Here is a 13,177-nt window from a genome sequence, read left to right as displayed (position 1 = left end):
ATCAGCGACAATCAGAGCGAAGAATCGCCCTTGCCAGCGACAATCTAACCCGGCACCATGAACCCGCCGCGACAATCTGTTCTCATCCTGATAGTCGCTGACCTCTCACCCAGATCGTCGCGCTATACACTGATGAAAAAAAGCATAGGGACAAGGCGATGCCGAGGATGGCCTTCATGCTTTTCGCTCCATCTGATTGGGTTGTGTTTGCTTTGAAGACCCAGGCGCGACCGGCCGGACGTGGCCGCATTGGGGGTGGCGTCTACAGCGGATCGTTACTACACCATCCTCCGCGGTATGCTCCACCAAGCCTCCCGTAATGCACTTCGGGCATTGCTGCAGCCTGGCACCATCGACCGTCTCGAAGCGGAGGTCGTCGCCCGCAATACCGCACAGTTCGGCTATGTAGCGGGAGGGTTGCCTGTCATTGTAGAGCAGGAATGCGCCACGGCTCGCACGCGTCAGGGCGACGTAGAAGAGGCGGCGCTCCTCAGCATACTCGAATGTCTCGGGCCTTGGAATGACGAGATTGAGAAGTTCGTCGTCCTCGATCCGGCTAGGGACACCATAGTCGCCCTCACTGACATCGAGAAGGATCGTGTAGTCCGCCTCGAGGCCCTTCGAGCGGTGGAACGACAGGCCTGACACTTCGATATTCCGGTATGAGGGCGGTTCTCCGTCGAACGGATCCAGTAGGTTGTAGCGCCACAGCACCAGAACCTTCAGCCGATCGCCCTCGTGCTTACGCCACTGCTCCGTTATTCCCTCAAGGAAGGTGTCCAGACGGTCAAGCAACCTATGGCAGGGGTCCGCGAACTTCAACTTGGTCTTTTCCACCTTCACCGGGATCGCCCGGATCGAGCGCGGAATCGCCGGACGCGACGATTTCACCGTCTTGGTCATCTGCGCCGGATTTTTCTGAATGAAGGCGGCGGCAGTGTCGGCGAGTAACTGGTTGCAGCGGTATGTGCGTTGCAGGCGGCCTTCCCACGATGCCCCGAAATGCGTTTCGAAGTCAGTAAACAAGGTGATGTCGGATCCGGTGAAGCGATAGATGGACTGCCAGTCGTCTCCGACCGCGAAGAGCTTGGTGAAGGCGCGCTGATGCTTGAGCGCCTTGATCAGCCGAGCCCGCGGATCAGATATGTCCTGGAACTCGTCTACGAGGATCAGCGAATAGGGGGACTGATATTGGCCGGTCTCAACCAGTTTGACGGCGTCCCCGATCATCGAGTCGAAGTCGATGCGGCGCTGCTCCTCAAGCTTTCGGGTATATGCATCCGTTATGGCCGACACTACCCTCGCGAATCGCTCGGCGCGCTGTGGATGGTGAAGGGACTTCGCCTTTTTGAGCAGAATATCGAGAGTCAGGTTGCTCGCGCGGATGTGCTTGATGCAGACGGCGATGATTTTGCGATAGTGATTCAGAACAACGGGTTCGACAGCCTTCATCACCTCCTCCAGCGGTCGTTCCACCAGCGGCATTGCGCGACTTTCGAGTTCGCCCTTCAATCGGACGAGCAGCGACCCATCGCTCGCCTGTGCCGAGGTCGTCTCGAACAGGTCCGCACCCAGTCGCGCATAGGCGGCGCGCTTCAGCCCGGCATGCTTCACATAGTCTGGAAAGGGTGAGGTTCCATCGGCATTAATAGCGAAGTGTTCGTGGATTGTATCGGTGGCCGGGTAGTAGAAGTCCGGATCGATCCATCTGTCGCTTCCGTCCTCGTCCTGGGTCTTGGTCCGGCGCTCGTATGTGAAATCGACAGTGTTCAGCCAAAGCCAGTTGGCAATGGTCTGCTCCTCCAGTGACTTGACGTATTCGCCAGAATAGGTGCCGATCTCCTTTGGCCTTCTGCCCTTATTGTCGGCCATGTAGGCGCGATAAGATGCCTGATCCTTGAACTCGGCCGGCGGAATGTGCGCCTTTGGGTAGAGAATGAGGATCTCCACCCATAACCGGCGGAACTCCTCGTCTGTCTCGACCAGTTTTTCGATGATGCCGTTCAGGAAGCGCGCTTCGCCTGTTGCGCTCTCCACCCAGTTCACCATCTGCGGAGGTCGTCCCTCAACTTCCTTGATGATGCCGAGTCCAAGCGCGTGGAAGGTCGTGACACGGCATTTCAGGTCTCCGGCGGGGATGCCAAGCTGGCGGGCGATGCGCTCCTTCAATTCGCCCGCGGCATGCTTGCCGAAGGCGAGTACGAGAATCTCCTCCGGCTCGTGCAGCCCCTTTTCAAGGACATAGGCCACCTTACCGACCATGGTCGCCGACTTTCCTGAGCCCGCCGATGCGACGAGCAGGTTGCTGTCCTCGAGCCGGATGCAGGCTTCCCGCTGTTCCTCGGATAGCGGGAAGCCGCCCAGATCATTGAAGAAGCCCTCGAAGGCCTGCATCTCATACTCAACGAAATCGTCGTTATAGCGCTGACGCTGGCTGGCGTCGGTCAGGATGCTGAACGAGGCTGGCAGGCTGGACCGCATTTCAGTGGGCATGTGGCCATAGCTGAAAAGCGGATGGGTCAAAGCCGCCGAGGCGTCCCCTGGGACCGATGCGATCGCCCGGCTGATGTCGGACTGCGCCAGATATTGCCGTCTCGACCTGACGATGCCGGTAATGGCGTCATCGACGACCTTCAGTTTCTCCCGGTCTTTGCCGATCAGGTCTGAAAGATGGTGATTTACGAAGACGCGCAGATCTTCATGGAGGCCGCGCGCGGATTCGCCGGTCAGGCCTGTAAGGGTCTCGAGGCGGTTTCTCATCCGTATCTCGACGGAATGCCAGAGCAGGGCCTTGCTGACCGAAACGGCGGTGAGGTCCATGCAGGATATGTCATCGTCGCCGAGCCGTAGTCGGTCGCGACGCGAACGATCGAGCACCAGCTTCCAGTTCCTGCCCAGAAGCAGGCGAGCCCAGAGGCTCGGGCGATATGTCTGAGAGCGGCTAAACATCCTGATCGATCAGACTTGCTGGACGATCAGCTTCGATGGCTTGCCCAAAGATCGGTCTCCACCGCAGCTATCGCCCATCTGCCTACACTTTATGCCGCTTGTTTCCACCACCGGTGCTGCAGTTCCGGCCGCCGTGCGACCTATGCAGACGGTTCCACTGCTGGAGAGGCAGCCGGATGATCCGTCGTAGCGTCCGCCTCCGCCGCTACGTTTCCTTTTGGAGGACTTCCTCCGGAATGCCTTGGTACCAGAGGTTAATGAGTAAGGCCTTGGTAAGGAGAAGCGCGATGATCTGCCTGAATCCGTTCCGCAGGTCGTCTGCGGATATGATCGAACCGGACCGACATAATCGGGCGCAGGGATCCGAGCGATAGCGTGACTTGTATATTCCGCTATCGGAGCAAACGCGGCGGCTGCCGAGGCGGCATTCGGCGACCAGTGTTCCAACCGCTTCCCAATCACTTAGTTTCTTCGAGAATATTTAGATTAACAGGCAAATACCTAAAATCCTGCAAACGGGCGCGCCATCCGCAGATGTTTAGTGATCGCTTAACGGGCAATATCACGCGCTATCGCCCACCTTGCCTGCAACGCCACCTCGTTGTTCGATAGTGGCGAGTCACGCGTTACCCAAGTAGGTATGCGATGTCGGCCTCGGTCAGCTTGGCCCGGATTGCACTGTCACCCTCCCAGAGCATAGCGGCAAGCGCTCGTTTTTTGTCCTGAAGGCCGAGTATCTTCTCCTCGATTGTGCCTTTGGCGATGAGGCGGTGGACAAAGACGGGCCTAGTTTGGCCAATCCGGTGCGCACGGTCGATGGCCTGCGCTTCGACCGCTGGATTCCACCAGGGATCGTACAAGATCACCGTGTCAGCAGCGGTAAGGTTCAGACCGGTTCCCCCAGCCTTGAGGCTTATGAGGATGACGTGAGCTTCGCCAGCCTGAAATTTGCGCACAGGGGTGTTGCGATCCTGCGTCGCACCGCGGATTTCAACATAAGTGATGGCCAGCGCGTCGAGTTCGGGCTTGATCAGGTCGAGCATGGACGTGAACTGGCTGAACAGGATGATCCGTCGCCCTTCGCGCAGCAGTTCCGGCAGCATCTCCATCAGCCTGGCGAGCTTTGCCGAGCCGACGGCCTTCTCCATGCCGTTGCCGTTCGTTTGCGGTAGAAGGCGCGGATCGCAGCACAGTTGCCGCAGCTTGAGCAAGGCATCGAGGAAGACGATCTGCGAGCGCAACAGACCGACGCGGGCAATCTCGTCGCGCACCCGCTTGTGCATAAGCAGGCGCAAACTTTCGTAAGCGGCCAGCTGGTTCTTTTCGAGGTCGACCCACTCTTGAATTTCCGTCTTGTCGGGCAGGTCGCCAGCAACTTCATCTTTGGTCCGGCGCAGCATGAAGGGCCGGAGGCGGCGTCGGAGCATTGCTTTGGCGGCAGGATTATCATCTCGGGAGATCGGACGGTCGAGCACGCGTTTGAACTGGTCAAGTGAACCGAGCAAGCCAGGCGTGACCAGGTCGGTCAAGCTCCACAGGTCGGTCAGCTGGTTTTCTACCGGCGTGCCCGACAAGGCGATAATCTGTCCTGCTTTCAGCGCCTTTGCCGCCTTGAAGCCAGCTGTTTTGGGGTTCTTGAGCGTCTGGGCTTCATCAAACAGGATGAGTGACAACGTTTGGGCGGCAAACTGCGCGGTGTCGCGCACCAACAGGGGGTAACTCGAAACGATGATGTCGGCGTCACCGAACTGGTCATGCAGGTTGTGCCGGTCATTGCCGTGCCAGAGAACGCTGCGCAGTTCGGGAACAAAGCGGGCAATTTCTGCCTGCCAGTTGGGCAGCACAGACGTCGGGCAGATGATCAGCGCGGGGTCCTCCAGATTTCCCGCAGCTTTCAGCGTAGCGATGTGCGCCAGGGCCTGGACAGTCTTGCCAAGCCCCATGTCGTCCGCCAGCACGCCGCCAAATCCAGCGCTGTGGAGCACTTGCAGCCAGTCCAGACCGTGCTGCTGATAGGGGCGGAGCTCTGCTTTAAAGCTCGTCGGCGTTACGGTCGGCTGCAGATCGATGCGGGCGAGGGCGCGGGCAAGTTTGCGCAAGTCATCACTGCCGCGCCAGCCAATGCGGCCTGCGCTCGCCGCTTCGAGATCGGCCAGCACGGCGATATCGCTACGCGGCAGGCGCAATTTTCCTGATGCCTCACGATCGTGGAGGGCCAGCTCGAGCAGCATCGCCAGCACCGGCCTGATCTGTTCGATAGGCAATTGCGCCAGCTTGCCCGGGCGAATCGCGATGGTGATACTGTCCCCAGCCTGGTCCAGCAATTGCGGGCCGAAGTGCGCCAGTAGCTGTCGCAATATGGGCAGGATATCGACGACTTGCCCATCAATCCGGGCACCAAGGCTGATATCGAACCAATCCATGCCCGATGTCGTGACATCGAACTGCACATCCTCACCGCCGACCTCTGTGATGGTGAGCCGCCATCTGGGGCCATATTCGATGCGCCAACCGTTGGTACGCAACGTTGGCAGCGCGGTGTGCATGAACAGCGCGAAATCGGTGGCTTTTGCCAACGCGACCGGGGCAAAATCCCATTGCAGCGCCGGTTTGGTCTTCAGCTCTGGAAAGTCATCCAACGGGATGAGGCCATGCGCAAACATCTGGTCGAGCGCCCGGGTTTCTGCCGCAAGGTCGCGTCTGAAACGGATAAAGCCCGCATCGCTGTTAGTTATGATCTCTGCTGCATTTGCGTTCGGCGTCACGCGGTATCCCGCATAATCAAAGCTGATCCGCACGCAGGCCATATCAGCCTTGTAAGTGGGCGATGCCTGATAGCCGCGCCGACTCGGCATGATGGCATCGACCTTGTCTTGAACGAAGGTCAGCACCGGGACCGGGTGTATAGCGCCCAAGTCCTTGAGGCCCGTGAGCGTTGGTGCGGGTACGTCAGCGCCAGCGATGTTTTCCCAATGGATTGCTAATTGCGCTACGGCATCGGGCGGCACCGGGGGGATCAGCAACACGCGCTGGGCCAGCGCAGGATCGGTGATGCCGGTCACGCGGTGCATAGTTCCGGTGGCGTCGTCGATAATGACGGGTGGTGCCGTTGCGAAAAGCAGTTGCCCTTCGGTCAAGCCCTCCAGTGATGGGCGTTGTTCGCCGTTTGTAAGGCTCGTCCAGCACCATCTCACCGTCTGGTCTTCGCCCCAATGCAGGGTTGGCCCATCGGCCTTTCGCCAGCGTGCCCGGCCGGTCGCGATCGCCTTTTCGACCCAATCGCTTCCCGCAAGCCCTTTGGGCGAGGTGTGCGTGTCGAGGTCGCCGGTATAAGGATCCATCCGGCGCACCAACCATTCATCGACCGGATCCAGTGGCATCTGTCCGCTGCGCAACTGATAGGCATTGGGTTGCTGCCATCCGGTCTGGCCGCTGCCGCTCTGCCTCATTATCGAGGCCGCAATAGCCAGACGCTGCGGTAGAATCTGTCCCGATATTGGCAAAGCCTTGCCCTTGCGGCTTTTGCCGTCGTGCAGGGCGCGTGGCGAAAAGACGTAGGCCAGATCCACAGTGCCGCGTGCGCGCACGGTTGCTTCGGCCTGGATTTCGCTCAACCATTGCTGCAAGGGCGCGGGCAGTGGAAGCGGCTTTGAAGCCGCGTTCGGCACTATCCGAGGCTGCACCGCACCCGATGGTCCGTCAGCGTCTGACGCAGCGCGTGCTTGTGCGGCAAACAGCACGGCGGCACCATGCTTGCAATCGAAGCCGACCGGGCAGGTGCATTCGATCAAGGGTTCTTTGTCTTCGCCATCCAGATCAGTGAAGGCAATCGTAACCTCATACGGGTGTCTGGCACTGCCTTTGACGGCGGCGATGATCAGCGCCATGTCCGTGTCAATCGCAAGATCGCTCACCCGGCCTTGCTGCCAGTAGGCATAGCCCGCCGTGACCATATTCTTGGTCTGGACGGCGTTTGCGATCAGCGTCGAGGTTATCGGAGGTATCATCGCCCACAGCATTGCCGATGATGTCGGGTCTGATCAAGGGACCGCGCATCCGGCAGGAGGTGCTATATGGCCACGACATATGGAGACTATGATAGCAGGAACGTGGTCTAATTTCTTGAGCAGCGTCCTCAACACAGCCGTTGATATGTCCGCTATGAAGCGTAGCGATCGGTACGGTTCACCTAATGTATGCACACCCAGGCGAGCAAAAGAGCGACGTTATAAAACGGTCAAGGTAAGGTGCGAGGTGAGGCGTCAACTGTCCGAGCAACCTACGTCTTCACCTATGCCTCTGACGACAGCGGCCATTTGCCAGAGTCCGCGTGAACGGCAGGAAAGTACCAGTTGTGGACAATGTCCGGCCTGTCTGAGCAATATCACATTTGCTGGCATGGAGAGTCTTAACGGTTGACGAGGTGGCCCAATCGTCTGCTACAAAGCTTGCCTTGTTGGCACTGATTGATTGCCCCGATTTCGCAGTTTTGCTGGGGATAGAAAACTCGGTTGCGGCTCCTGCCGCCCCAGCCAGTTTTCCTGAACATCACCGAATCACCCTGACATGGGGAGGCGGAGAAGGTTTCCACCTTCCGCGCCTCCCGTCATGGGCATATTTAGCGCCCCAGCAGCCCGCGTGCCTGGCCCGCAATCTCCGCCAGCATGGCGACATTGGGCGTTGCCGCCGCCTTGGCGCGCTGCACCAGGGTGCGGAACTGGCGAATGCGGGGTCCGCGCTGGATCAGCCACTCTTCGACATGCGCCGAAATATCCTTGCCTTTCCCCTGCGCCAGGAAGTCGAGCCTGACCTGTTGCATGTCGCGGGCGACGCCCGAAATCAGCAGCCGTTCCCACGGGTCGGTCGGTTCCATGCGCGCGGCGGCGGACTGGACCCAGTCGATGCCCACCGCTTCGCCCAGATGGGTGAAGGCGCGGGTCAGCGCGATTTCGTCCACGCCCATCTTTCCAGCCAGGGCCGCGATTCCGACAGCACCGTCCAGCTTGAACAGCCCCGCCGTCCGTCGCGCCAGCGCATCTGGCGCGCCAAGCGCCAGCAGCCTGTCCGTCACCGCATTGGTGCGGCGCTGCGCCTCGTTGGTCAGCAGATCATCGACTTGCGCCGCCAGTGATCCGACGCCCTGGGTCAGCGCCGCCAGCCCTGCGCTGGGCAGCGTGCCTGCCGGCTGGCTGCGCAAGATATCGGCAATCTGCGCCCGCATCCCGCCGGCAATATCGCCGAACAGGGCAAGCCGCGCGCTTTCCGCCATGTCGGCGGCGTCGATATCCGCCCACAACGTGCCAATGTCATAGAGCCGCTCGGCGATCAGGAAGGCGCTGGCCATGTCGCCCAGCGAACAGCCTTCCTCCTCCACCAGTTCGAACGGATGGATCAGGCCCAGCCGGTTGACGATGCGGTTGGCGACCTTGGTGGCGATAATTTCCTTGCGCAGGGCATGGGCAGCGATCGCGTCGGCTTCCTTTTCCTGCATCGCAGCGGGGAAGGCGGCCATCAATTCGCCGGTCATGCTGTCGTCGCTGGCGAGGTCGCCTTGCTCGATCGCGTCCTGCAAGGTCAGCTTGGCGGTGGACAGTAGCACGGCCAGTTCCGGCCGGGTCAGCCCCTGACCATCCTGTCCGCGTCGCAGCAACTGGTCATTAGCCGCCAGTCCTTCAACCTGCCGGTCCAGTCGCCCGCTTTCCTCGAACGTCTCGATCAGCCGCACATAGCTTGCCAGATCCGCCGCGCCGCCGCTCTCGGCAATCGACAGGCCCAGCGCCTGCAATCGGTTATCCTCCAGCACGATGGCGCCGACCGCATCGGTCATGCTTTCCAGCAGGGCGTTGCGCTCCTCGAACGGCAGGCGGCCCTCGGCCATCTCCTTGTTGAGGGCGATCTTAATATTGACCTCATTATCCGAACAATCGACGCCCGCGCTATTGTCGATAAAGTCGGTGTTGATCCGCCCGCCACGCAGCGAAAAGGCGATGCGCCCCGCCTGTGTCGTGCCCAGATTGGCGCCTTCGCCAATCACCTTGACGCGCAGCTGCTCGGCATTGACGCGCAGCCGGTCATTGGCCGGGTCACCGACATCGCCATGGCTCTGCGCCGCCGCCTTCACATAGGTGCCGATGCCGCCGAACCAGAGCAGGTCAGCAGGGGCTTTGAGGATCGCGGAAATGAGCGCGGTCGGCTCCATTTCCGCATCGGTGACGCCCAATATCGCCTGGATTTCCGGGGTTAACGGGATGCTCTTGAGCGCACGGGAAAATACGCCGCCACCCTTGGAGATCAGCGCCTTGTCATAATCGTCCCAGCTCGACCGGGGCAGCTGGAACATCCGGTTGCGTTCTTCCCAGCTCTTCGCCGGATCGGGCGCGGGGTCGAAGAAGATGTGGCGATGGTCGAACGCGGCGACCAGCTTGATCGCCTTGCTGAGCAGCATCCCGTTGCCGAACACGTCGCCCGACATATCGCCGCAGCCAACGACGCTGACCGGTTCGCTCTGCACATCGACGCCCATTTCGGCAAAGTGGCGCTGCACCGAAATCCATGCGCCACGCGCGGTGATGCCCATCGCCTTATGGTCGTAACCATTGGACCCGCCGCTGGCGAAAGCGTCACCCAGCCAGAATTTGCGATCGAGCGCGATAGCATTGGCGACGTCGCTGAAGGTCGCGGTCCCCTTGTCGGCGGCAACCACGAAATAGGGATCGTCGCCGTCGCGCACCACGACTTGCGCGGGATGCTTCACATGATCGTTGACGATATTGTCGGTGACCGACAGCAGCGCGCGGATGAAGATGCGGTAGCTTTCGGTGCCTTCCGCCAGCCAGGCGTCGCGATCGACCTGGGGGCTTGGCAATTGCTTGGGATAGAAGCCGCCCTTGGCCCCGGTCGGGACGATGACGGCATTCTTGACCCGCTGCGCCTTCATCAGGCCCAATATTTCGGTGCGGAAATCGTCGCGCCGGTCGGACCAGCGCAGCCCGCCGCGCGCCACGGGGCCAGCGCGCAGATGGATGCCCTCGACACGCGGGCTATAGACCCAGATTTCGCGCCATGGCAGCGGCGCGGGCAGGCCCGGCACCTGCGCACTGTCCAGCTTGAACGCCAGCGCCTCGACCGCCGCCTTGCTGAAGAAATTGGTGCGCAGCGTCGCGCTGATGACCGCGCGCAACAGACGCAGCACTCGGTCCTCGTCAATCGCGGTCACCGCTTCCAGCCCCGCGTCGATCGCGGCCTGCGCCTCGGCCACCCGTGCGTCGGCGCCATCGCGCGCAGCGGGATCGTGCAGCGCCTCGAACAAAGTGATCAGATTGATCGCAACCCCCTGCGCCCGGCGCAGCGTTTCGGCAAAGGTCGCCATGCCGTAGGCCATGCCGGTCTGGCGCAGATAGCGGAACAGAGCGCGGAACAGCACCACCGATCGCGGGGTCAGCCCGGCGGTAACGATCAGTTCGTTGAACCGGTCATTTTCCGCCCGGCCTTCCAGCACCTGCGCGATCGCTTCGGTGACGATGTCGGCGCGGGCAACCACGCCCTGCGCATCGCCGCCAGCGGGCAGTTCCAGCACGAAACGCTGGACATGACCCAGCGCGCCGCCGTCGATCGCCGTCGTCATCTCCTCGATCACGCGGAAACCGAAATTCTCGAACGCCGGGACCACCTCTGACAGGGCAATCGTCACATGACTGTAGAGTTTGAGCCGCAGCCGTTCGGCGCTGTCCTCCGGGTTGCGATAGATGCGGATCGATTTGTCGCCCGCCCCCGCAAGGCCATGGATCATGCGAATGTCGATCGCGGCTTCGGCTGGACCCGCACCATTGCGATAAGCTGCCGGGAAGCCCCCGGCATAACGCTGCGCCAGCGCAGCGGCCCGGCCCGGCTCTTCGGTCTGGGTCAGCGCTTCCTCGACAGCGGGCAGCCAGCCACGCACCATTTGCTTGAGCTGATGGTCCAGCGCCGCATCGTCCGGCACCACACCGCCTTCGCGCAGGTCGAGCGTGATGCGCAGCAGCGCAAGGCCACCTTCCTCCAGCGCGATCGACCAGCTGAGCACGGGGCCATTGGCCGCTTCCGACAGCATGTCCTGCACCGCCACCCGGCGCGCGGTCGACAATTCGTCGCGTGGTAGCCAGACGAAGGCGTAAAGATGGCGCGCCAGCGCGCTGGTCGCCAGCGCCAGTTTGGGCCGGGGCCGGTCGGTCAGCGACATGAAGGTCAGCGCCAGCCGCTCCAGCGTCTCGCGATCGAAACCGATGGTGATGTCATGGGGCAGGGCGGTCAGCGCATGGGCCAGCGTCTTGCCCGCATGGCCCGCCGGGTCGAAGCCGAACTTGTCCATCAGGTTCGACAGCGTCGATCGCAGCAACGGCACCTTGTCCGGCGTTGCCGACAGGCCCGAACTGGTCCACATGCCGGCATGGATCGACAGCGCCTTCACCTCGCGCCCTTCGCGCACGGGGATGATGATCAGGTCGAGCAGGACATGGCGATGGATGCGCGAGAGGCGGCTGGACTTGATGATCAGCGGCGTGCGCTTGCCTTCCTCGAACCAGACGAACGCCGCCTCCAGCGATGCGGGCGCGATCAGCGTCTTGTCGCGCAGCGTGCAGATGCCCAGCCGCGACTGGGTGGTGCCGTCGCGATTGCACAGCTCATGCCCGGTCTGGGTGAAATGGCGCGCCAGGAACCAGCGCAGCAGCGCCGCGCCTTCCTCATCCGGCACCGCGTCGGCGTCCGCCGCCATCGCCGCCTGCATCGGCGCCCAGTCGGCCACCGCTGCCCGCACGTCGGTCAGCGTATCGCGCAGCGCCTTTTCCAGCCCCCGGCGCACCTTGGCATCGGCCCGGTCAGCCTCGATATAGATCATCGATTCACGACGCGCGCCCGGCGCGTCATCGTCCAGGATCGTGGCCAGCGACCCGTCGGCATGGCGCGTCACCGACAGGACAGGGTGCAGCAGGCGGTGGATCGTGATGTCGGCGGCGGCCAGCGTGTTGGCGATGCTGTCGACCAGGAACGGCATGTCGTCATTGACGATCGCGATCCGCATGTAGCGACCGTTCGCGCCTTCGCCCAGCGTTTCGACCATGATCGCGGCGTCGCCCGGCTTGCGCCCGTTGGCGGTGCGGCCCAGGAAGGCGGCGGCAGCGGCTATGCCCTGCTCGTCCAGCCCTTCGCGCTCGCCGGGCAAGGCGCCCCGCTCCAACGCTGCCTCCAGCGCCTCCCGGATGAACGTATCGACTTCCTTGATGTTCGCGTCCGCCAGCGCCGTCATTCGCCTAACCTCTCACGCGGGCTTGTCCCGCTTGGAATTGAACGGAGGAGACGCTGGATCGCCGCCATGCGACTCCTCGGCTTTCGACCGTCTATATGCCTCTGCCCATGGGGAGGCTCAACCCTGTTTGTGAAATAAAGTGTCTTAGCGTTGAAATAATATGATGCAGCGCAACATACCCCGCGCGTGGTGGCGGGGCAGATGGTGGCCCGACTATCGGCCAGCCCGCGCCGCATGTCGAGCGCGGATAAGGGCGCTTCTGGAGCATTTTCCCGCGATCCGCGCCGACCGGGCAGCGCGTCGTGCTGCTTTGCGCCTCTATGTGTCGGCGCTGCCCCAAAGGGGGCGATCGGTCCCTGTTACTGCGTGAACATATTTTTGTCGGTGACGACCAGATTGGTGAAGCCGCAATAGTTGGCAGATGGCAGTCCCTTTCACGGCGCGATACCGGACTGGCTGTTCCTACGGATGTGGGAAGGGATTGGCGTTCATGCCGGGCGGGGTCGGGTGAGGGTTATGAAGCGGACGGAGTGAGGTTGTTGGGAGCTGCAAACTATCCGTGCAATTCCAAGGGGCATTGGGCAAGCTATTAGTGGGTATAAGTTTCTGTTGCTGTCAGGGTGGTTTCCCGCGACGGTTGCAATATCGGATCGTTGCGGGGCAGCAAATGATGGGGGATGCAAAAGGATTTTATGCGGCGCTTGAACTCGATAGTTCGGCCTCCGCGACCGAAATTAAAGCTGCTTACCGTCGATTGGCAAAAGAGCATCACCCTGACACTGGAAGGGTCCGAGACGGAGGTGCCCGTTTCCAACAGATTATACCAACCTGCTGTGATGCTGACTCACGCCGAGGATTCCCAAACCGGCAAAAGTATGAATCTATGGTGGCCTGTTGGAGGGCATGGCCATGGGTGCAGCGATCGGATTACGGAACGACTTTGAT

At 61.4% G+C, this 13,177-nt stretch carries 4 protein-coding genes; 1 reads left to right on the top strand and 3 read right to left on the bottom strand.

Annotated features, from left to right (window positions below; translation table 11 throughout):
- Positions 1 to 174: 174 nt before the first annotated feature.
- From KRZ98_RS16080 to KRZ98_RS16070, 3 genes are all read right to left on the bottom strand, one after another.
- A complete protein-coding gene (locus tag KRZ98_RS16080; protein ID WP_254798561.1) occupies positions 175 to 2,820 on the bottom strand; it encodes a UvrD-helicase domain-containing protein in 2,646 nt (881 codons plus the stop codon).
- Positions 2,821 to 3,575: 755 nt separating this feature from the next.
- Complete coding sequence (locus KRZ98_RS16075; RefSeq protein ID WP_217674468.1) at positions 3,576 to 6,968, bottom strand: DEAD/DEAH box helicase; 3,393 nt, start codon at positions 6,966 to 6,968, stop codon at positions 3,576 to 3,578.
- A gap of 599 nt (positions 6,969 to 7,567) precedes the next feature.
- Complete coding sequence (locus KRZ98_RS16070; protein WP_217674467.1) at positions 7,568 to 12,232, bottom strand: NAD-glutamate dehydrogenase domain-containing protein; 4,665 nt, start codon at positions 12,230 to 12,232, stop codon at positions 7,568 to 7,570.
- Between the two features lie 667 nt (positions 12,233 to 12,899).
- Here KRZ98_RS16070 and KRZ98_RS24630 point away from each other — a divergent pair.
- The coding region (locus tag KRZ98_RS24630) for a J domain-containing protein (protein WP_217674466.1) at positions 12,900 to 13,177 on the top strand (278 nt) is incomplete at its 3' end.

Origin of the sequence: Sphingobium sp. AS12, from assembly GCF_019097845.1 — a bacterium.
Classification (GTDB): Bacteria; Pseudomonadota; Alphaproteobacteria; order Sphingomonadales; family Sphingomonadaceae; genus Sphingobium.
Note: the sequence above shows the minus strand (reverse complement) of the source record. Positions and strands in the feature narration are given on the sequence as shown.

Excerpts from the sequence above, each read along its gene's own strand:
- KRZ98_RS16070 (WP_217674467.1), bottom strand. The coding sequence starts at position 12,232 with ATGACGGCGCTGGCGGACGCGAACATCAAGGAAGTCGATACGTTCATC.
- KRZ98_RS16075 (WP_217674468.1), bottom strand. The coding sequence starts at position 6,968 with ATGCTGTGGGCGATGATACCTCCGATAACCTCGACGCTGATCGCAAAC.
- KRZ98_RS16080 (WP_254798561.1), bottom strand. The coding sequence starts at position 2,820 with ATGGACCTCACCGCCGTTTCGGTCAGCAAGGCCCTGCTCTGGCATTCC.